Annotated in this window: 18 protein-coding genes and 1 rRNA gene; 9 read left to right on the forward strand and 10 right to left on the reverse strand. The window is 47.8% G+C overall.

The window, feature by feature from the left end:
- Positions 1–4 precede the first annotated feature (4 nt).
- Both H7F15_RS10760 and H7F15_RS10765 read right to left on the reverse strand, forming a co-directional pair.
- Positions 5–1,279 carry a zinc dependent phospholipase C family protein gene (locus H7F15_RS10760; protein ID WP_185196967.1) on the reverse strand — a complete coding sequence of 425 codons (1,275 nt, stop codon included), beginning with the start codon at positions 1,277–1,279 and terminating at the stop codon, positions 5–7.
- Between the two features lie 50 nt (positions 1,280–1,329).
- Complete coding sequence (locus H7F15_RS10765) at positions 1,330–2,109, reverse strand: phosphatase PAP2 family protein (RefSeq protein WP_185196968.1); 780 nt, start codon at positions 2,107–2,109, stop codon at positions 1,330–1,332.
- A 119-nt stretch (positions 2,110–2,228) separates the two neighbouring features.
- Here H7F15_RS10765 and H7F15_RS10770 point away from each other — a divergent pair, with 119 nt between their 5' ends.
- Complete coding sequence (locus H7F15_RS10770; RefSeq protein ID WP_185196969.1) at positions 2,229–2,789, forward strand: DUF4864 domain-containing protein; 561 nt, start codon at positions 2,229–2,231, stop codon at positions 2,787–2,789.
- Here H7F15_RS10770 and H7F15_RS10775 read toward each other — a convergent pair whose 3' ends face one another.
- Positions 2,790–3,296, reverse strand: a complete 507-nt coding sequence (locus H7F15_RS10775) for a GNAT family N-acetyltransferase (protein ID WP_255481182.1) — start codon at positions 3,294–3,296, stop codon at positions 2,790–2,792.
- A gap of 83 nt (positions 3,297–3,379) precedes the next feature.
- Positions 3,380–3,874 (reverse strand): CHRD domain-containing protein, encoded by a 495-nt coding sequence (locus H7F15_RS10780; RefSeq protein WP_185196970.1) that lies wholly within the window; start codon positions 3,872–3,874, stop codon positions 3,380–3,382.
- Positions 3,875–4,049: 175 nt separating this feature from the next.
- Between H7F15_RS10780 and H7F15_RS10785 the strand changes: the two genes are divergently transcribed.
- On the forward strand, positions 4,050–4,646 hold the full coding sequence (locus H7F15_RS10785) for a hypothetical protein (protein ID WP_221627041.1): 597 nt from the start codon (positions 4,050–4,052) through the stop codon (positions 4,644–4,646).
- 83 nt (positions 4,647–4,729) lie between these two features.
- Here H7F15_RS10785 and H7F15_RS10790 read toward each other — a convergent pair whose 3' ends face one another.
- A complete protein-coding gene (locus H7F15_RS10790) occupies positions 4,730–5,512 on the reverse strand; it encodes a pentapeptide repeat-containing protein (RefSeq protein ID WP_185196971.1) in 783 nt (260 codons plus the stop codon).
- A gap of 189 nt (positions 5,513–5,701) precedes the next feature.
- Here H7F15_RS10790 and H7F15_RS10795 point away from each other — a divergent pair, with 189 nt between their 5' ends.
- A complete protein-coding gene (locus H7F15_RS10795; RefSeq protein WP_185196972.1) occupies positions 5,702–6,706 on the forward strand; it encodes a S41 family peptidase in 1,005 nt (334 codons plus the stop codon).
- Positions 6,707–6,782: 76 nt separating this feature from the next.
- On the opposite strand, the gene lpdA is transcribed toward H7F15_RS10795, so the two are convergent.
- The 4 genes from lpdA to H7F15_RS10815 form a co-directional block, all read right to left on the reverse strand.
- A complete protein-coding gene (lpdA, locus tag H7F15_RS10800; RefSeq protein ID WP_185196973.1) occupies positions 6,783–8,186 on the reverse strand; it encodes a dihydrolipoyl dehydrogenase in 1,404 nt (467 codons plus the stop codon).
- Between the two features lie 239 nt (positions 8,187–8,425).
- Positions 8,426–10,012, reverse strand: coding sequence for a 2-oxoglutarate dehydrogenase complex dihydrolipoyllysine-residue succinyltransferase (odhB, locus tag H7F15_RS10805; protein WP_185196974.1), 1,587 nt, complete (start codon positions 10,010–10,012; stop codon positions 8,426–8,428).
- A gap of 54 nt (positions 10,013–10,066) precedes the next feature.
- Positions 10,067–10,429 carry a four helix bundle protein gene (locus H7F15_RS10810; RefSeq protein WP_185196975.1) on the reverse strand — a complete coding sequence of 121 codons (363 nt, stop codon included), beginning with the start codon at positions 10,427–10,429 and terminating at the stop codon, positions 10,067–10,069.
- Positions 10,430–10,460: 31 nt separating this feature from the next.
- Positions 10,461–13,217, reverse strand: a complete 2,757-nt coding sequence (locus H7F15_RS10815) for a 2-oxoglutarate dehydrogenase E1 component (RefSeq protein ID WP_185196976.1) — start codon at positions 13,215–13,217, stop codon at positions 10,461–10,463.
- 527 nt (positions 13,218–13,744) lie between these two features.
- On the opposite strand from H7F15_RS10815, the gene H7F15_RS10820 reads away from it, so the two are divergent.
- The 6 genes from H7F15_RS10820 to aspA all read left to right on the forward strand — a co-directional run bounded on the left by H7F15_RS10820 (position 13,745) and on the right by aspA (position 21,481).
- On the forward strand, positions 13,745–14,050 hold the full coding sequence (locus tag H7F15_RS10820; protein ID WP_185196977.1) for a hypothetical protein: 306 nt from the start codon (positions 13,745–13,747) through the stop codon (positions 14,048–14,050).
- Between the two features lie 122 nt (positions 14,051–14,172).
- Entirely contained in the window at positions 14,173–16,287 is a 2,115-nt protein-coding gene (locus tag H7F15_RS10825) for a T9SS type A sorting domain-containing protein (protein WP_185196978.1), read from the forward strand.
- A 134-nt stretch (positions 16,288–16,421) separates the two neighbouring features.
- A complete protein-coding gene (locus H7F15_RS10830; protein WP_185196979.1) occupies positions 16,422–18,176 on the forward strand; it encodes a M28 family metallopeptidase in 1,755 nt (584 codons plus the stop codon).
- Positions 18,177–18,443: 267 nt separating this feature from the next.
- The gene (locus tag H7F15_RS10835) at positions 18,444–18,671 is read left to right on the forward strand and encodes a hypothetical protein (protein ID WP_185196980.1); all 228 of its coding nucleotides are present in this window, start codon (positions 18,444–18,446) and stop codon (positions 18,669–18,671) included.
- A gap of 180 nt (positions 18,672–18,851) precedes the next feature.
- Positions 18,852–20,036: a ribonuclease D gene (locus H7F15_RS10840; protein ID WP_185196981.1), complete on the forward strand. Its 1,185-nt coding sequence runs from the start codon at positions 18,852–18,854 to the stop codon at positions 20,034–20,036.
- Positions 20,037–20,071: 35 nt separating this feature from the next.
- Positions 20,072–21,481 carry an aspartate ammonia-lyase gene (aspA, locus tag H7F15_RS10845; protein WP_185196982.1) on the forward strand — a complete coding sequence of 470 codons (1,410 nt, stop codon included), beginning with the start codon at positions 20,072–20,074 and terminating at the stop codon, positions 21,479–21,481.
- A 325-nt stretch (positions 21,482–21,806) separates the two neighbouring features.
- Here the strand turns inward: aspA and rrf are convergent.
- Positions 21,807–21,918 (reverse strand): 5S ribosomal RNA (gene rrf / locus H7F15_RS10850).
- Positions 21,919–21,932: the final 14 nt, after the last annotated feature.

Here is a 21,932-nt window from a genome sequence, read left to right on the forward strand (position 1 = left end):
TAGCCTATTGCTGCACCGACTGCTGATGCGTTTTCAGCCTTTTCAGGGCATCCTGCAGCTCCTGCTGCTCTTCTTTTTCCTGATCCCCTTCCGGAGATTTTGCCTTACTGAAAAATTGTATGACATGCTGCTGCAGTTCCGGGGTGAGGTGCTTATAGTTGCCCTTATCCAGTTTCTCCAGCAGCTTCCGGTATGTCTCGTCTGTCAGGATGTATTCGCCGGACTGGGTAGGCTTGCCGGTATCGAGCTGCAGGTTTTTGACGTGGTGCTCTGCAGAGCGCAGTTGTCCCAGCATAGCAGCATAGTTGCTGACGGTGGTGTTGAAGCTGTTGTAGAAAAGTTGCTCGGCTTCGGGGGTAGGCATGGTAAAACCCAGCGACCGCGTTGGACCTATTTTGGGCAGCACCCGGATAACCCATGCCCAGAGGAGGGTAAAGATGCCGGGGCGCTCGTACTCTTTGCCCCAGTTGCTGTGGTACTTTGCACGGCTCATGCGGTAAACAAACTGGCGCCGGCTGGTGCCGGGCTTTGCAGCTTTTATATCGTGCTCCTTTGCTTTCCAGGCGGCACGAGTAAGGTCGGGCATCAGGTTTTTTATAGTATAGCGGTAAGTACCAATTACCAGCGGCACGCTTACAAATACATCGCCCAGTTCCAGTCCGTAGGTTTTCAGAAAGGCGCGTTCCAGGGGCTCTTTGGCTACTTCAAACCCGATAAACTTCTGGTAGGCTTCCGGGGCATAGTTACCGCGTGCCACCTGCAGCACATCAAAGCCAAACTCGGTCTTCACATGCGATACCGGGTCATCGGCAAAGGTAACGGTGTTGCCAAATTCCTGCTTCAGCTCCGGGTAAACTATAGCTACAGCCTTATTGGTGCCCAGCGAGTGACCATATACATCGGCGTTGTAGTGGGCCAGGGTACCAAGGGCAAAAGCGTACTCGTTTACATTTTCGGCTTCGTGGAGCAGGTTCTGCACAAAGTCGCCGCTGCGCACATAATGTAACAGGTCGGTAAAAAACTTGCTGCCAAACGGGAAGTAGCCCATGTCCTGCAATATAGCGCCGCCATACGCGTAGGCGTGTGCCTGCTGTAGTTCGGCCTCTGTAGCCTTGGGATATTTCTTTTTGAGTAGCGGTTTCAGGTCTTTTTCCCAGGCAGCATCTATAATAGCCTGGTGCGAAAGCACGCCATAGGCTGTAGCGGCAGGCGCGGCCAACAGCCAGAAACAAACGATAAGGGCAAAGCAGCCAATGCTGCGTATCAGGTTAGGTTGCATGCCCCCGTGTACGATTTCTGTCCTGAAAGGTAACGATTGAGACGATTGTGCTATAGTTGCCTGCTCTTTTTCCGGTACAGCATCACCTCGTTCAGGCTGATGCCCACCAGCATCCAGAGGAAGCCCAGAAGATAACCTGCCAGCACATCAGACAGAAAATGCACGCCGAGGTAGATGCGGCTGAAGCCTACCAGTACAATGATCAGGATGGCTGCCCAGACTATAGTTCTGCGCCAGGCAGGGCTTTGGGTATTGCGGTAGAGCAGGTAGGCCAGCAGACCGAACAGGGCCATGGCCGTGGTGGCATGCCCGCTTGGGAAGGAATAATGTTCTACTTCATAATAGGCAACATCGGCGGGGCGAGCGCGGCTTATAAACGTTTTGCCGTACCTGACCGAAAGCCCCAGGCCAGCCATAGCCAGCCAGAAAGCAACTATAGCCCAGTAGCGTTTATAGTACAGCAGAACAATGGTAAGCACGCCGCCAACTATAAATACAGCCTCGCGCTCGCCAAGCTTTGTGATGATGTATAAAAAGTAGCTGACGCCTTCGGAACGCACACTATAAAGCAGGTCTGTAAATTTCTGATCGGCTACTACCACCCACTCGGCATCCAATACGCTCTCGGCCAACTCGGTGAGCAGCAGCATGTTTACCAGCGCTACCAGCAATAGTAAAGTAAGGGGAAGGCCTACAAATATTTCGGGGTCCAGCCTGTCGGCAATAAAAGTTGCCACCCGCGGGTGCTGCCTCTGAAAGCGCTGCGCCGCTGGTATGCCTGCAAACCAGTTCCTGAAACTATAGATGTATTGGGCAAGCTGTTTTCTCATGCATGAGCCTGTAATGTAGTGCAGGTATACGCATCCGGAATTTTTTGTTTGTACTGGCAGGCCCTCTTAAAAAGTGCAAAAAACACAACTTACCACATCTATATAAAGTACATATTTGTATGAAGGGCTTGCAGGGCATAGTGGACAGAACCTTATTGGCAGTGGGCGTTTTACTGCTGCTGGTGTTCTTATGGACGCTGCCCGTTATGCCTGACGAACGGGATGTACGGTATGCCAGCTACGTTCCCTCAGGAGGCGAATATGCGGGTTCTTCCAGCTGGAGCTATTTACGCCCTTCCAAAGGCCTGTCGCCACAGAATGTGGTGCAGATACAGCTAAAAGCCCTGCAACAGAACGATGGCAGCGATAGCGGCATAATTACCGTTTTCAACTTCTCCTCCCCTGTCAGCAAGATCAGCATGGGCTCCATCGACCATTTCCGGCTTATGGTGCGCGACCCGGTTTACAAGCCTATGCTCAACTTTAAATCCTACAAAAAAGGCAACATGGTAATTTCCGGCACATCGGCGTACCAACTGGTAGTACTTACCACTCCGGACAACGAACAGGCCACTTACCTGTTTATGCTGGCCCGCCAGACCCGCGGCTACTACAAGGACTGCTGGATGACAGTGGGAGTAGTACGTTTAGGAGATGATCGTCCGGTGTACGGCGTGTAACTATAGTTCTGTCTCCATTTTTATATCGGCGCGCTCGTAAATGCTGGGCGGCATGGGCACCTCTGTAAAGCCCAGGCGCCTGTACAGGTTAAGGGCCGGCCCAAGCCTGCGGTTCGATACCAGGTAAACTTTTACTCCGCCAGCCTCGCGGGCTTTCTGAAGCGCTGCCTCCCCAAGCATCTTTCCTATTTTAAGTCCCTGCGCTTTGGGTGTTACCGCCATTTTAGCCAGTTCGTACACACCATCTCCATCGTTTATCAGGGCACAGGTACCAACTACTTCGTTGCCATACTTCGCCATCAGTATAAAGCCGCCTTTATCTAAAATATAACCTTTGGGGTCGCTTAACGATTTATGGTCGGCTTCTTCCATCACAAAGTAGCGCGTGATCCACTCTTCGTTCAGCTCCCTGAATTTAGCGGCGTGTTGTGGCTCGAAATCAACTATAGTTACAGAAGGTTGCTCCGGGGTATGCATGGCTGGTAAACGTAAACAGAGTACAAACATACAAACTCCGGCCTTACTTTAAAACAACAAAGGCCTTTCCGGCTGATGCAGAAAGGCCCTTGCGCATGTGTTCAGAAAAAAGGTCAGTCTACCAGCAGGTTGCCCCGCAGCTCTCCGTTAGGATAAGTGGTGCTGTGCACGTTTATATACCATAAGCCGGCTTTCAGGTCTGCTTCCTGCTGTGCCGAAAGGGGCGCTGTAGAAGCAGAATAACTTCCGGAACTTTCTGTGGTAAATCCTTCAATAGGGGCAGCCACACCAGCGCTCTCAGTCGGGTCGGCCGGGCCATGGAAGTGCATTCCTACTGTTTCATCGTCGGGGTTGCCAAGCTGCCAGGTAACGGTGTACGACAGTATGTTCGTGTCATCATCGTAGGTACCTTCAAAAGTACCGGTACCATCTGATGTAACTGCAGGCACTTCGTTGTTTCCGCTTAAGGCTATTCCTTTAAATTCGATATCGGTGTTTGTAACCGGGGAGGGTTTGTCATCGTCGTCATCGTCGCAGGCAACGGCGAAGGCAAGCAGTGCGCACATAAGCGCCAGCAAGCGTAGTTTAGTAAATAGTGTAGCTTTCATAGAATGATGTGAAAATGGTTCAAGCGTTTTTACTTTCCGGAATAGCTATAGTTTCTCTGCTGTGGCAACTTTTCCGTGAGCAACTATACGCTATAGTGCACATACTAAAAATGCAGGTATATAATTGATTGCCCGTCGCAGGGAGTGCTTTGTAACCGCTGCCGTACACCTGAACATGCCACACAACGAACCATTTACTTCAGCGGCAACTATAGTTACCACAACGCTGCCCCGGCCGGTACTTTTCCACCCGCTTAAGCATCATCTGGGTTTTATCCGGGCATTTATCCAGGAGCAGGCAATGCTCGCCACGGCTAATCCCGGCCCGGCCCTGCAGCGCATCGGTACCTCGCAGCTCGACTTTTATACCGGCCCGCTGACACCGTTGGAAATTGCGCAGGCCGTAATTCTGCAGTTAGAGCAACAGGACCTGCTGCACCCCGAAGCATACCGGCAGTTTTTAGCAGCGCACCGCAGCCACTACCGCACCATTACCTTACCCGACGGCACCGACTGGATACTACGCTGGGGCACGCAGGAAGGCCGGTACGTGCATCTGCACCCGGCACGCTACGCAGCCCAGACCATACGGGTAAAAGCGGCGTCGCTGAAAACAGCCATTGCAGCAACTATAGCCGCCCGGCAGCAACACACAACTATAGATCTGCCACTTGTAAATAAGGTAAGAGCCGAGCAACTGCATTTGCCACCACTAACTGTACTACAGCAAACCGAAGGGGCCGGTAAACTATTGGCACTACTGCAACGATAGCCCTAAAACACAAAAGCCGCAACAGGTGCGGCTTTTGTGCATGGTTCAAACTAAAGCTTATCTTATAACTATTTACTCTTCTTTTATTTCACAGGTATCAGACTTGCCGGGCGGTTGTTAAGCCTTGTATACTTAAAATCGGTGCCACCTTTAAAGCTGACATTATCCAGGTTCGCTGTTTTAGAAAAATGGGTATACTTAAAGTTTGCTAACCCTTCAAAAACAGACCGCTGCAGGTCGGCCCCTGTTTCAAACTTAGCGTATTTAAAATCTGCGTCATCTTCAAAAACAGCACCTTTAAAATTCGCTTCATCCCGGAAGGCCGTATATTTAAAGTTGGCATCGTCTGCGAAAGTGGCTTTGCTGAAATCTGCAGCTTTTGCGAATTTGGAGTACTTAAACAGGGCTTCTTCTGCAAACCGGCTACCGGCAAACGACACTTCCTGCTCAAAATCGCTGTACTTAAAAGCGGTTGCCGCCTCAAAAGTGCAGTTCTCAAAGCGTACTTCTTTTTTAAAATCGGTGTTGTACACTTCTCCCCCGGTTGTGCTTGCCGACTTTACACCGTTATCCGGGTTAAAATATGCCAGCACATCGCCTTTAAAGGTGCAGTTCTCGAAAACAAGCGGAGCTATTACCGTGCTGATGTGCTCTTTGGTATCGTTCTTCCCGGCCTTTTCATTCTTCAGCTTCATATTCTGCAACTTCGTCATGTCCAGGTTACCGGTAATTTCAGCGTTCTTATAGTTTACAGCTTCGCCGCGGTTTATTTTAGCGATGATCTCAGAAGCAGCTACCTTATTTTGTGCTATAGTCAGCAGCGGCAGAAACAGCAATGCAAGCAGCAGGTGTACGTGTTTTTTCATAGTGTTTTTTATTCAGGTTTGTGAGTTATTTCCCGGACTCTGACTAATAGATGGAGCAACTATAGCAAAGGTTGCCTGCGTGGGAAAAGTTTTTTTGAATGATGAGATTAAACAATCTCACCGTTGCATATGGCAAGTATTCAGAAACCGCTATTTTTACAGTTACGCTTTAAAACAAACTTATACTTCATGAAAAAACTTTATACTTTTCTCTTTCTCTTACTGGTAGGTATTCCTGTTTCCTCTTTTGCCCAGTCGCCATCAGATTCTATAAGAACCTATGTTGTTCAGGCTCTGAACATCATGAAGAACCACTCCATCAACAAGCAAAAAGTAGACTGGGAGAAACTATACGCTACAACATTAGAAGCCGCAAAAGATGCTAAAACGATAAGAGATACCCATCCGGCAATAAACAAAGCACTGGAAGGTCTGAAAGATAACCATAGCCGACTGTATCCGGCAGAAGTCATTAAAGCCTATAAAGAAATGGGCGGCGCCGAAGCTTCCGGCCAAAAGCTACCCATGCCAACCGGAACTATAGTTGACGGCAAGTACGCGCTTATTACAGTTCCTGGTTTTTCAGCTATCACCAACGAAGACCAGCTGGCTTTTGTGGATTCTATTCAGCACGTGATACGCAAACTGGATGCACAGAATCCTAAAGGCTGGATAATTGACCTGCGCCAGAATCAGGGCGGCAACCTGGAACCAACTATAGCCGGCCTGATGCCTATTTTAGGGGAAGGAAAATCAGTGGGCTGGGCTGATGGCGATAACAAAATTACCTACGCCAACTATAAGAACGGTATGATCATCGGGTTGACAGACAGCACAGAACATTTTATTAAAAGTCCTTACACCCTTAAAAAGCAGGGGCAGCCAGTAGCAGTATTGGTAAGCGGTAGAACCAGCAGTTCCGGCGAGATGGCGGCCATTAGCTTCAGAGGCCGCAAACACACCAAAATAATTGGCACGCCTACACAGGGTCTTACTACCAGCAATGCGCCACGCGAATTATCTGATGGTGCGTGGTTAAACCTGACAGACGCAAGAGCAGCAGACCGCCATGGCAAAGTCTACGGCGGTAAACTCACACCTGATATTGAGCTAACTATAACTGAAAATGCATCTGCCAATAGTTACTTGTATTTCAATGCGGCTATCAAGCATATCGACAAGCCGAAGAAGTAAACTATAGTTGCCACCACAAAAAAGCGCCACCCTTTGCAGAGTGGCGCTTTTTTAATGTATAGTTAAGCTATTTTGCTTAGATGTGCAACGCACGGTTTTCGGTTGCTGCTAAGCAGGCCTCTTTCATGGCTTCGGTATAGGTTGGGTGCGCGTGGCTCATACGGGCAATGTCTTCTGCCGATGCACGGAATTCCATGGCTACCACCGCTTCTGCGATCATATCCGCCGCACGTGGCCCGATCATGTGTACGCCCAGAATCTCGTCTGTATTCTTGTCAGCTAACACCTTCACAAAACCATCCGTATCCATAGATGCTTTAGCACGACCAGATGCCTTGAACGGGAACGAACCAGACTTGTAAGCACGACCCTGCTCCTTCAGTTGCTCTTCTGTGTAGCCTACGCCAGCTACTTCCGGCCAGGTATACACTACACCCGGTATCAGGTTATAGTTTATATGCGGCTTCTGACCAACGATCTGCTCAGCTACCAGCACGCCTTCTTCTTCAGCTTTGTGGGCCAGCATCGCACCACGCACTACGTCTCCAATCGCGTAGATGCCTGGCACGTTCGTCTCCAGGTGGTCGTTCACGGCAATCATACCGCGTTCGCCCATCTGCACACCAGCATTCTCCAGGCCTAAACCTTCAGTATATGGCTTACGACCAACAGATACCAGCACGTAGTCGCCTTCAAAGGTTACCGTTTCACCTTTCGGGTTTTCAGCAGTTACTTTTACCACTTCGCCTTCGTTGGTAGCGCCGGTTACTTTGTGGTTAAAGAAGAACTCAAAACCAAGTGTTTTCTTCAATACACGCTGCAGCTCTTTTCCAAGGGCACGGTCCATAGTTGGGATAATGGCATCCACGTACTCGATCACCTGCACTTTTGCACCTAAGCGGGCGTAAACCGAGCCAAGCTCCAGGCCAATCACACCACCACCGATCACGATCATGTGCTTCGGAACTTCGGTAAGTGTTAAAGCTTCTGTTGATGTGATGATGCGCTTCTTATCGATTGGCAGGAACGGCAGGGCCACCGGCTTGGAACCAGTCGCAATGATCGTTTTATCTGTTTCAATCTGCTGCTCTTTACCCTCGGTGTCTGTGATCTTGATCGTATTCTTGTTCACAAAAGAGCCCAGGCCATAGTAGGTATCGATCTTGTTCTTCTTCATCAGGAACGCAATGCCGTCGTTATTCGACTTCACCACTTCTCCCTTACGCTTAATCATCTGCTCCATGTTCACCTGCAAGTCGTTCAGCTCAATGCCATGCGTTTTAAACGTGTGTGCGGCATTATGGAAGTGCTCTGATGAATCGAGCAACGCTTTTGATGGGATACAGCCTACGTTAAGGCATGTGCCACCCAACACATTATATTTTTCTATGATAGCAGTCTTCAGGCCCAGCTGCGCGCAACGGATTGCTGCCACATACCCACCAGGACCAGAACCGATTACGGTTACATCGTATTTCATTTTTCTATACTTTATGGAGAACTATAGTTCTCGTTTTTGTATGTGATTTTTCTTCTATAGTTAACCCACCCCTATCCCTCCGAGGAGGGGAATTTGGAACTGAGTAAAGTCCCCCTCTGAAGGGGGTAGGGAGATGTTTTACTTCAGCAGGCAAACACCCCTATGGTCCCCTCAAGGGGACAATCAAAAAAAGGAGGAGCAAACTACTTCGCTTACCCCTCCTTCCTTACCTCAATAAATTAAACGCCTAATAGCAATCTCATCGGGTCTTCTAACAGTTCTTTCACTCGAACTAAGAAGCTAACTGACTCACGGCCGTCGATGATGCGGTGGTCGTAAGAAAGGGCCAGGTACATCATTGGGCGAATCTCAACCTGACCGTTGATGGCTACCGGACGCTGTACGATGTTGTGCATACCCAATATAGCAGACTGCGGCGCGTTGATGATCGGTGTAGACATCATAGAACCAAACACACCACCGTTGGTGATGGTGAAGGTACCACCTGTCATTTCTTCGATAGAAAGCTTGTTCTCGCGCGCTTTCTTAGCCAGACGGATAACTTCTTTCTCAATACCATCTAATGACAATTGCTCCGCGTTACGGATAACCGGAACTACCAGACCTTTTGGTGCAGATACCGCGATAGAGATGTCGCAGAAGTCGTTGTACACGATCTCGTTGCCATCGATCTGCGCGTTAACCGCAGGCCACTCCTGTAGCGCAACTGTTACAGCCTTCGTGAAGAACGACATAAAGCCTAAGCCTACTTCGTGCTTCTCTTTAAACTTATCCTTGTACTTGGCGCGGATATCCATGATCGGCTTCATGTCTACCTCATTGAAGGTAGTCAGCATAGCCGTTTCATTTTTAACAGATACCAGACGGCGAGCAACTGTTTTACGCAGGTTGCTCATCTTCTCGCGGCGGGAGTTGCGCTCACCTGCTGCGGCAGGAGCAGCAGCCTCTTGCTTGGCAGCCGGAGTCGATGGTTGAGCAGCAGGTCTTGCCTGAGCACCAATTGCATCTTCTTTGGTGATACGGCCATCACGGCCTGTACCCTGCACATCAGCAGCATTTATTCCTCTTTCAGCCAATATTTTACCTGCAGCCGGAGATGGTGTGCCGGAAGCATAGGTTTGTGCACCTGATGGAGCAGATGCAGCCTGTGCAGCTACTTGCTGTGTAGCCTGCTCCTGCTTGGCGTTTGCTTGGGCATTTGCTGCTGTTGTGCCCGCACTACCTGGCGTAATTTTGCAAAGCAAACCACCAATTTCTACAGTATCCCCCTGTTGCGCCACAATCTGTAGTGTACCGGCAGCTTCTGCAGGCAGTTCAAATGTAGCTTTATCCGACTCCAGTTCAGCAATCACTTCGTCCATTTGCACAAAGTCGCCGTCCTTTTTAAGCCAGTTAGCTATAGTTACTTCTGAAATAGATTCGCCTACAGTTGGCACTCTCATTTCAACAGCTTCACCTGCTACTGTAGTAGTTGCGGCAGCTGGCTGAGCAGCAGTTTGTGCAGGCGCTGCAGCTTGTGCCGGAGCAGCTTCGGTTTTAGCAGCAGGAGCTGATGGAGCAGCAGCTGCTCCATCCTGTTCTATTGTGCAGATCACGGCACCAACATTTATAGTGTCGCCTTCCTGTGCTACAATGCGTAAAATGCCTGCGGCTTCGGCTGGCAGTTCGAATGTGGCTTTGTCAGACTCCAGTTCCGCAATCACCTCATCCATCTCCACGCGGTCACCGTCTTTTTTCAGCCACTGGGCTATAGTTACCTCAGTGATCGACTCACCTACGACAGGCACTTTAACTTCTAAGCTCATATTTTATCTAATTAGGAATTACGAATTAATAATTAAGAATTATTTATGTCTGAATTAAGTATCAGTATTATTCTTTGACGTCTTTAATATGGAGCCAGTAATCTTCAAAAGTTCTTCACAATCTATTAGCAACGAAGTTGCCTGCTCTTGGTTAATAAAGTTCGTATCCCGAAGCAGCCTTAGCCAATAATTAGTTTCTCTTGCTTCCTTATAAGCGATTGACATCTTCGATATAAAATCTTTCTTACTCTGAGCACCGATTGCCTCCTCTACATTTGCACCTATTGAAGTGCCGCTACGAAGGATCTGCCTTGAAATTACAACGTCTTTTTTATCCTGATAAAGGAATCTGTACAAATTAACAATGCGAATAGCAAAGGCATAACTTTTAGAAAGTAACACATTTTCTGATTTCACATTCCTAATTCTTAATTCCTAATTCTTAATTCTATATCGCAAACGCTCTTGCGATCAGTTCCTGCTGCTCTTTGGCGTGTACTTTCAGGTAACCGGTTGCCGGCGATGCACTGGCCTTGCGGGCTACTACATCTTCTACACCGTTACGCATAATGCGCAGAATATATGTCCAGGCACCCATGTTCTCAGGCTCTTCCTGTACCCAGTACACTTTCGCGTTTTTATACTTGCCAAGCTCTGCTTCCAACTGCACTTTCGGGAATGGCGCCAGCTGCTCTAAACGGATAACCGCTACGTCTTTACGCTTATTCTTTTGCTGCTCTTCCAGTAAATCAAAGTAAACTTTACCAGAGCACAGCAATACTTTCTTAACCGACTTAGGTGCGGCAAAGTTATCACCGATCACTTCTCTGAAACCGCCTGATGTAAAGTCCTCTACCGGAGAAACTACAGCCGGATGACGCAGCAACGACTTAGGCGACATGTTGATAGCCGGCTTGCGGAATGGCAATGCCAGTTGGCGGCGCATAAAGTGGAACAGGTTAGCCGGTGTTGTAATGTAAGTCACAAACATATTGTTCTCGGCAGCTAATTGCAGGAAGCGCTCAGGTCGAGCATTTGAGTGCTCTGGTCCCTGGCCTTCGTAACCATGCGGCAACAACATTACCAGGCCGTTCATACGCTGCCACTTAGACTCTGTAGAAGAGATGAACTGATCGATCATTACCTGGGCACCGTTGGCAAAGTCACCGAACTGCGCTTCCCAGATAACCAGTGCATTCGGGTTAGCCATAGCGTAGCCAAATTCAAAACCAAGCACACCGTATTCAGAAAGCAGGGAGTTATAGATTTCAAAAGAGCCCTGGCCTTCTTTCATATAGTTCAGGCTGTTATAAGGCGCGCTTGTAACGGCATCGTGCAACACGGCATGGCGATGCGAGAACGTACCACGCTGTACGTCTTGTCCGGAGAAACGAACGATTCTACCATCCAGCAATACAGATCCGTACGCCAGCAATTCACCGGCTGCCCAGTTTAGTTGCTTGCTTTCAAAGAACATTTCTTTACGTTCTTTCAGCAGCTTCTCAATCTGCTTCAGTGGCTTGAAGCCCTGTGGCAATGTTGTCAGCGCCTTTCCTACTGTTTCGATAGCTTCAAGAGAGATGCCTGTTTCGGGAGACTGGTTAAAATCTTCCGGGGTAGAGCGGCGAAGCGACTGCCACTCTTTTTCCATTTGCTGGTAGTTGTATGGCAATGGTTTTTGCTTCACCATGTCCAGGCGGTCCTGCAGCATCTGGCGGAACTCCTTGTCCATGCTTTCAGCTAACTCAGCATCAATTTCACCACGGGAGATCAGGTTCTTATTGTAAACCTCGCGTGGGTTCGGGTGCTTCGAGATCAGGTTGTATAGTTGCGGCTGTGTGAATTTCGGCTCGTCAGACTCATTGTGTCCATGACGGCGATAGCACACCATATCAATAAAGATGTCGTTGTTGTAGCGCTGACGGTACTCCATTGCCATGCGCATTGCAAATACTACCGCTTCCGGATCATCGCCGTTTACGTGCATTACAGGCGCATCAATAACCTTGGCAACATCTGTACTATAGATAGAGGAGCGGGCGTCTTCAAAGTCGGTAGTAAAACCTACCTGGTTGTTGATCACAAAGTGGATGGTACCGCCCGTATTATAGCCTTCCAGGTTAGCCATTTGCGTCACTTCGTACACTATACCCTGGCCAGCTAAGGCCGCATCGCCGTGTATCAGTATCGGCAATACCTTGTCTATATCTTTACCATACATGCAGTCAATTTTGGCGCGCACAAAGCCTTCCACAACCGGGTTAACCGCCTCTAAGTGCGACGGGTTAGGTGCCAGTTTCAGATTAACTTTATTGCCGGATGGTGTAATTACTTCAGAAGAGAAGCCCATGTGGTACTTCACGTCACCATCGCCCATGGTTAGGTCCGGAACGGCCGTACCTTCAAACTCAGAGAAGATCTGCTCATATGTTTTGCCCATGATGTTGGCCAGCACGTTCAGGCGGCCACGGTGCGCCATACCTATCACCACTTCCTCTACGCCAAGCTCAGACGCCTTATCAATAGCGGCATCCAGGGCTGGTATAGTTGTTTCGCCACCTTCCAGGGAGAAGCGCTTCTGACCTAAGAACTTTGTATGCAGGAAGTTCTCAAATACAACCGCCTCGTTCAGTTTGGAAAGAATGCGTTTTTTATATTCGATGCCCGGATTGAAATTAAGGGAATCGCGTTCTACTTTCTGCTTGAACCACTCCAGTACTTCCGGGTCGCGGATATACATATACTCGAAGCCAATAGGGCCTGTATAGATCTTCTGAAGAGCAGCTTCTATATCGCGAAGTGTAGCCGGGCCGATACCGATGATCTCACCTACTTTAAAGACAGTGTTCAGGTCAGCTTCCGTTAAACCGAAGTCAGCCAGATCAAGTCTTGCTTTACGGTCTTTGCGCGGGCGCACCGGGTTGGTGTTTGACCGCAGGTGACCGCGCGTACGGTAGGCATGGATAAGGTTGCGAACCGCTACTTCCTTTTCAGATTCGCCGGCAACAACAGCCCCTTTTGTTGGAGCAGCAGTAGCACCTTCAACTACCTTATGGCCATTCTCGCCGTAAGTTGTTGAGAACTCAAATCCTTCAAAAAATTTGCGCCATCCGAAGTCAACCGATTCCGGGTCCTGCTGGTAAGCTTTGTACAGCTCATCGATATAATCGCCGTGCGCATTGGCGATGTAAGTATATTTATCCATAGAATTAACTTCTTTGTATCAAGGCAAAGTTAGGAGTATTATTTAAAAATCAAATTTTACATAACCGCATAAGCAAATACAACTGACTTACAAACATATAACTTTACACTATGTTATATAAAATGCCTTCGAGTTACGCCTGAAAGCTTCAGCTATTGCGTTAATGCTATAGTTTATCCGCAACTTAAAGTATACTCCATATAGTGAACGGCGGTTCCTGCCAAAAGCTTATTAGTTATACATACATATGCTATAAAAGCCTGCCTTGATATAGCCAGCAGGCAGAGCCGGAAAAGTTACTTTTTATCTGCTTTATTCCTCTCAAAAACCCTTAATATATGCAGTATGGCTATTTTAAGCGGTTACAGCCTGGGCGATAAGCCTTAAAAAGGATGTTACTTTTTACCGGATTGTTTCCTGTTATACCAGTAATGGAATAGGTAGCTTTAGTACAGGTTAGAGAATGAGAAGCTGCTTACCTATAGTTTAGCAGCTCCAGTTGTTGGGAAATACTAAAAAGATCAGCTATGAGCAACATAATGCTGGAAGAACTATCGAAAGCAATCGGGGCAAGGCTGTTTGTACAATTTACCTATAACGGCCATACGTACTTGGTAGAGCCACATCTGCTTGGGCAAAACCAGCAGAAGGAGGATTGCCTTTGTGGCTGGAGCACAGAAGCGACCTATGCCCCTGACGCTAAAACCGGGTGGCAATGCTTTATGCTGAGCTATGTGAAAGATCTGAAAACCTTAGAGAAACGATTTTACCGCACCAGGCCAGGATACGATCCTTACGATAGTACCATGACCCGTATTTACTACCGGGCCTGACAGCCCGCAAGCCACTTTTATAGTTTGCATTCATTTACCACGGCAATTACTTACACTCGTCTGCTATAGTTCGGGCTGTATTTTCTTACATAAGCATTAATTCACCTTAATAGTTATGTACTATGGAAAATGAATTACTCCTCCGCACAGTTTCTTACCTGTCCATCGCTAAAAAGATCAGTCTGCTGCGTGCCGCAGGTATTATTTGTCTGCTGTTCCTGGTAACAACAGGCGTACATGCACAAACCACCATACGGTCGGCCCGCAGCGGCGACTGGCACGTAGCTACTACATGGGTTGGCGGAAAGGTGCCCGGCTCTGCAGATGTTGTAGAACTATACGATGGGCACCAGGTAACACTTACCGCACAGGCTACCTGCAGCAGAATAGAGCTTTTCCCGCCACACAACAGCAGCAGCCTTGTTAAAACAGAGTTTATAGTTGGGAGTGGTGCTTCGCTGGCAGCCACTACTATAGTGCTTAACCCAAAAAACGACCGCAGATACACCAGCTTTGTAAATAACGGCGGCGCTGTTTCGGCCTCCTCCTTTGTGATCGGCAATGGCTGCATCACCGAAAACTTAGCTGGAACTATAGCTGTAACAACGGACGTCGTAAACCACGGGGACATTATAATGGGCGCGGCCACACTGGAAATTGGCGGGAACTATACCTTTGGTGGTAAGAGTACTTTTTCCGAGGGCACCAGTACCGTGAAATACACCGGCAGCAACACAGCTACTCAGATTATAGCGCCGCTGCCCTACCACCACCTGCAATTAGCGGGAAGCAGCACAAAAGTGCCTGCGGCAAGTCTTTTAGTTTCCGGAGATCTGCTGATAGAGAGCAGTGCCACCCTGAACGCCGGAACCTATGCACATACGGTTAGCGGCAATGTCGTAAACTATGGCACACTCGCCTCCGAACCTAATGTAGCTACCAGTTTAACCGTTGGTGGAGATTATACCAACTATGGCACTACTGCGGCAGGTGCGGCCACCTATTCTATAGCCGGCGACTGGGCAAATAACGGCACCTTTCAGGAAGGAATTTCTACAATCATTCTGCAGGGGAACACGTTGCAACAGCTTTCGGGCGTAACCACTTTCTACAACATGCATTTCCGCGGGTCGGCACAGGCGCTGCTGCACAACGATATCACGATCCGTAACAGCACCAGCATCACCAACAGCCATTTTAACACCGGCCAGAACCAGGTATGGCTCGGCACCAATGCTGCCCTTACATCTCCTGAAACAGATGCCGCGCATATTATTGGTACCGTAAAAACGAGCCGTACGCTTACACCGCAAGCTGCTGAAAGCTTTGGCAACATTGGCCTGACCCTGACCCGCAACGAAGTAGACCCCGGCGTGATAACTGTAGAGCGCCTGACCGGCGTAACAACAGAAATAAGCGATGGTACCGAGAGCATTACGCGGCAGTACAACATCAGCAGGTCCGGCATGAATGATATCACGGCGCTGGACATGACCATGGACCTTACCTTTCTGCCAAGCGAACTGAAATCGAAGCCGCTGAACGAATATAAACTATACAACAAAGGCCGCAACAGCGAAGTAATGCCGGTGCAGAGCACAGCCGTAAGCCAGACAACAATGCGCCACACCAACTCGAACCGTTTTGGCACCTACACGCTGGCGCCACCGGTCATTGTGCCTTTGCCTGTGGAGTTAGTCTGGTTTAAAGCACAAAAGCAGGCGCACACAGTAGTACTGCAATGGAAAACTGCCTCCGAACAGGATAACAAAGGATTTGAGATACAGGTATCTACAGATGGTAAAACTTACCAGGCAATAGACTTTATAGAGAGCAGGACCGGCAACAGCAACGTGCCACAATTCTACACTTATACCGATAGCAACCCGGCGCGCAACACAGTGCTTCATTACAGGCTCCGGCAGGTAGATTTTTCAGGCAAGTATAGTTTCTCCAAACCCATGGCGGTTTCGGCTTTTACTTCCGGACTTATCGTGCAGGCAGTCCCTAATCCGTTTACAGACTCTATCCGGTTTGCAGGCGACAGCAACGCCATGCAGGTTACCCTGACAGATATGAGCGGAAGACCGGTACTACAGCAGACCCTGTTACCACAACAGCGCTCCGCAGATGGGTATCATCAGCTCAGTACTGCGCAGGTGCAGCAGGCCGGCCTGTATGTACTGACCATAAAAACCCAGGACCAGACACAACAGACCAAGCTCTTGAAACAATAACACAGAAATACTATATTTATAGTTACCAACTGCGCTACGCCACGTATGGTGGTTTGTAGCTTGTAAAACAGGACTTATCAGCTATATGGGTCCTGTTTTATAGTTTCAGGAGATACATTAACTATAACCATACTATGAGAAACACCATACTGATAAGTCTGCTTCTCGGGAGCATCGCCTTTGGCTGCAACGAGAATGCACGGACGGTATCTGAAGAAGAGGATACCCAGACCACAACGGCCACTACCCCTGACTCTACAAACTTAACGCCTGCCCTTAACAGCATTACCACTGCCGATATCATGCGTCATACCCGAGCACTGGCTTCTGATGCCTTTGAAGGCCGCGGACCAGGCACAGCCGGCGAAGACTCTACTATAAATTACCTGACCCGCCAGTTTAAGGCAATTGGCCTGCAGCCAGGCAACCCCGATGGCACCTATGTACAGAAAGTGCCTATGTTCGGATTTACCGCGCAGCCAAAGGCATCGTTTACGGCCGGTGGCAAAACTATAAACCTTAACTTCCCATCCGACTACGTAGCTGTGTCGCGCCGCTTTGTGCCTGATGTAAATGTCAATAACTCTGAAATGGTATTTGTGGGCTATGGTATAGTTGCCCCTGAATATGGCTGGGACGATTACAAGGGCCTGGATGTAAAAGGTAAAACTATAGTTATGCTGATAAACGACCCGCCTGTTCCTTTATCATCAGACAAATCTAAACTGGATAGCACTATGTTTGGCGGCAAAGCCATGACCTACTATGGCCGCTGGACCTATAAATATGAAATAGCTGCAAAAAAAGGGGCTGCTGCTGCCATCATCATTCATGAAACAGAGCCGGCCGGTTACCCTTACGAGGTTGTATCTGGTAGCTGGAGCCGCGAAAACTTCGACATCAGCAATGCACAAAAGAACATGGATAAAGCAGCGGTAGAGGCCTGGATCACGAATGAGAAAGCAAAACAGCTATTTACCGCTGCCGGCAAAAACCTGCAACAATTAAAGGCTGCTGCAGCCAGAAAAGATTTTAAACCAGTAGCACTGGGGGCCAAAGCCAACTTCAGTATAAAGAATAAACTCCGCGAAATAGAATCACGCAATGTGGTGGCTAAACTGGAAGGATCAGATCCGGAATTAAAGGATGAATACATTGTATACACCGCCCACTGGGACCACCTGGGCAAGGACACAAGCCTGAAAGGCGACCAGGTTTATAACGGCGCGTTAGACAACGCCACCGGCACAGCAGGCTTGATTGAACTGGCTGAAGCATACGCGAAACTCCCACAGAAGCCTAAACGATCTATACTGTTCCTGGCCGTTACTGCCGAAGAGAAAGGTTTGCTGGGCTCCAAGTTCTATGCTGAAAATCCGTTGTATCCGCTGAACAAGACACTGGCCAACATCAACATGGATGTACTGAATGCCTATGGACCCACCGAGGATGTGGTGGTAATTGGTTATGGCAATTCGGAACTGGAAGATATACTTGCCCGCGAAGCAGAGGCACAGGGCCGCCACCTGGTACCGGAAACCAGTCCAGAAAAAGGCTCCTATTACCGCTCCGACCATTTTGAGTTTGCAAAGCAGGGTGTACCGGCGCTTTACGCTAAATCAGGTGTTAAGGCAGAGGGCAAGCCTGCGGATTATGTGCAGAAATGGCAGGAAAAATATACTGCTGATGACTACCATAAACTGACGGATGAAGTGCGCGATGACTGGAACCTGGAAGGTGCCGTGGAAGATCTGCAGCTTTTCTTCAGGGTGGGTTACCGTATTGCCAATGGTAATGCTTACCCTGCCTGGAAAGAAGGCTCTGAATTTAAGGCCCGCCGCGACAAGATGCTGCAACAGCAAACCGACACTACAGCAACCAAACTATAAGCAATCTATAGTTTATAATTCAGCTATAGTTCAATTAAATTATAACTTTTATAGTAAAACATGTGATCAAAAGGATAACGCTTTTAACTACACCTATATAGGTTTACATCTGTTTTAGGTACAGCTACCCTGCAGATCAGGCTGTTTACCCGTATATTGTGTACGTTGCCTTCAAAACATATAATATAACTATAGCTTTAAGGTTACTTTCCGGAAGGCGCCGTATAAATATGTACAAAATTGGTTGTTTAACTAATAGTGTTACTTATGAAAAATTTATGGAAATCAGCCTTTGTTGTATTTGCACTTACAGCATTTACAGCTTGCGGCGATGGCAACAATACTACTGAAACCGAAACCACCGAACAGGTAGATACAGATATGAACATGGACACTGATATGGACATGGATACAGATACTACCACCGTACAGGATACCACTGTGAACGATGGTGTGGCAGATGATATAAACGAAGAAATGCCGCCTAACCAGTAGGAATTACAGTTTACTAACCCAGTAGGAATTACAGTTTACTAACATTATGTAGCAAAAGTCTCTGCGTTATTTACGGCAGAGACTTTTGCATTTTATAGTTTAAGCTGCACTTATAGTTTACGTCTTTTAAAACATTCCCATTTATAGTGCACTAAGTATAATACTTATTAAATTTAGGGAATGGAATTTACTACCCTTACAAATAAGAAGATAACTATAAAGCTGGTCAGCAACTCTGCCGAGTTAGCACAGGCAGTTGCCGACCTGCAACAATACCAGGAACTGGCACTGGACCTCGAGTTCGACCAGAACCGCTATACCTATGGTTTTAACTTATGCCTGGTGCAGGTTACTGCCGGCAACGGGCTCTGCTATATAATTGATCCGTTCGGCATCGAAGACCTGCAGCTATTTTTTAACTTATTGCAGGATGCCGCTATAACCAAGATTATACACCACGCCAATAACGATATCCTGTTACTCGATAAAATGGGCTGTCGTATCAAAAACGTGCTGGATACGGACGTAGCCGCTAAAATCCTGAACTATGAGCGGTCGTCGCTGGCTACAGTCCTTAAAGAGGAGTTTAACATAGAGATCGATAAATCGCAGCAATCCAGTAACTGGAACAAGCGCCCGCTTACCGAACAGCAGCTGCAATATGCTGCTATCGATGTGGTGTACCTGCACCAGGTAAAAGCTAAGCTCGTAGAGGAGATTACACGCAGTGGCCGCCTGCACTGGCTCGAAGAAGAAGATAGCCTGCTGGAGAATTTACGGTATACTGAATCTGAGAACCCGCACCTGCGCTTACGTAATGCTTCCCGCCTCACCTACTATAGCCAGTATATCCTGAAGGCGTTGTACCAGTTCCGGGAAGCGTTGGGCAAAAGCATGAACAAGCCTGCACCTTTCGTCATTCCAAACGATGCGTTAGTAGAGCTGGCCACCGACCCGGACATAGATATCCACGAGTGGCTGAACCATACCCGGGGCATACATGGCCGCTTAAAGAGCCCGGTAAACGAGCAAAAGCTGATCTCAGCCATAAACAAGGCCAAAAAAGACGCCGCAGCCAATAACATCTCCTCCGACTACCCTGTTAATCAATTCAGGAGGCCTTTCCGTACTGCCGAAACCGAAAAGCGCAAAGAAGAGCTTACGCAGGTACAGACTGAAATTGTGAAAACATACGGAGAGTTTGCCGGCCGACTGATCATTAACCAAAGTCTGATTAACGACTATAGTTATACAGGTCAGCTACGTTGCACTAAAATATATGCCACCCAGATCGTACTGGAAGTAGCAGACAAGCTGGACATTAATTTACCACCTCCTACTATAGCTGCGCAGCAGAAGGAGTAACAAGATTTAACCGATAAGCTGAATAATTAGATAATATGAACACCTTCAGAAAAGAACACGATTTTCTTGGCGAAAAAGATATTCCGAATGAAGCATACTATGGGATACAAACCCTGAGAGCACTCGAGAATTTTAATATCACCGGAATTCCTATCTCCAAAGAGCCACTGCTGATACAGGCTTTCGGCTATGTTAAAAAGGCTGCAGCACTGGCTAACAAGGAATGTGGTGTATTGTCGCCGGAAATTGCAGACGCTATCTGCAAGGCAAGCGATAAACTGATAGCAGGCGAATACTTAGATCAGTTTGTAACCGATATGATACAGGGTGGAGCGGGCACTTCTGTAAACATGAACGTAAATGAAGTTATCGCTAACATTGGCTTGGAGTTGATGGGTTATGCCAAAGGAGACTACGACCACCTGCACCCTAACAACCATGTCAATTTCTCACAGTCTACCAACGATGCTTATCCAACTGCTTTCCGCCTGGCATTGTATGTTAAGATCGGTGAGCTTATAAAAGCCCTTAATGTTTTACAGGAAGCTTTCCATAACAAAGGCAAAGAGTTTAAGGATGTCCTGAAAATGGGCCGCACTCAACTACAGGATGCCGTGCCAATGACTCTTGGAGCCGAATTCAATGGCTTTTCAACAACTATAAGAGAAGACATTCAGCGACTGGAAGAAGTAAGACTACTCATCTGTGAAATAAACATGGGTGCAACCGCCATCGGCACTTCCATAAACGCACCGGAGGGTTATCCTGAAATCGTAACCCGTCATTTAAGAGAGCAGACCGGTATACCTGTTGTTTTAGCGGAAGACCTCATTGAAGCCACCTGCGATACAGGAGCCTATGTACAGGTATCAGGTGTATTAAAACGAACTGCCATCAAGATATCAAAGATCTGTAATGATCTGCGGTTACTATCATCGGGGCCACGTGCCGGCCTGAATGAGATCAATTTGCCAAGAATGCAGCCCGGCTCTTCTATTATGCCAGGTAAAGTAAACCCGGTAATACCAGAAGTAGTTAACCAAACCGCTTACTATGTAGTAGGTGCAGATGTAACTATTACCATGGCCGCGGAAGCAGGGCAGTTACAGCTAAATGTAATGGAGCCAGTCATAGCATTCAGCTTATTCACATCGCTATCCTATTTACAAAACGCCAGCTATACCTTAGCAGAAAAATGTATTGTAGGGATTACCGCTAACGAAGAGATCTGTAAAAACATGGTTATGAACAGCATTGGCATCGTAACCTCACTAAATCCAATCCTGGGTTACGAAACTGTTTCATCTATTGCTAAGGAAGCATTGCAGACAGGTAAATCTGTACATCAGATCACGGTATTAGAACGCGAACTGATTGAGCAATCGAAATGGGATGAGATCTTTTCGATCCAAAACCTTCTATATCCAAAGTTCATAGCCAACTAAAGCGATATCCTTAAAGCACAAAAGGCAGCCTTCAATTGGCTGCCTTTTGTGCTTTAAAGATTTATCTCAGACTTTTAAGCTATAGTATTAAATGCAATTAAGTATTAATCAGAATAGCTAAAGAATTTGCTAACTATAGTTTCCGCTTTGCTTGATGCATAAAAGTATAGCGTAAACTATAAAGCGCCACTGCCACAAACTTGCTATGCGCTCATCTAGCAAGGGATCTGCGCAATCCTCATTTATTCCCCTTTCCTCCTCCCTCCTATGTCTTAAAACGAGAACACCCCTTGCCTTTTTAAGGGGACAAGGGGTGTTTTGTTGGGGTTGGCGGCCACCTACTCTCCCGGATGTGACTCCAGTACCATCGGCGCGTCCGGGCTTAACTTCTCTGTTCGGGATGGGAAGAGGTGCTCACCGGAGCCATAGCCACCATTATTTTTCTACGGGC

It is taken from the genome of Pontibacter sp. Tf4, assembly GCF_014212495.1.
Taxonomy (GTDB): Bacteria; Bacteroidota; Bacteroidia; order Cytophagales; family Hymenobacteraceae; genus Pontibacter.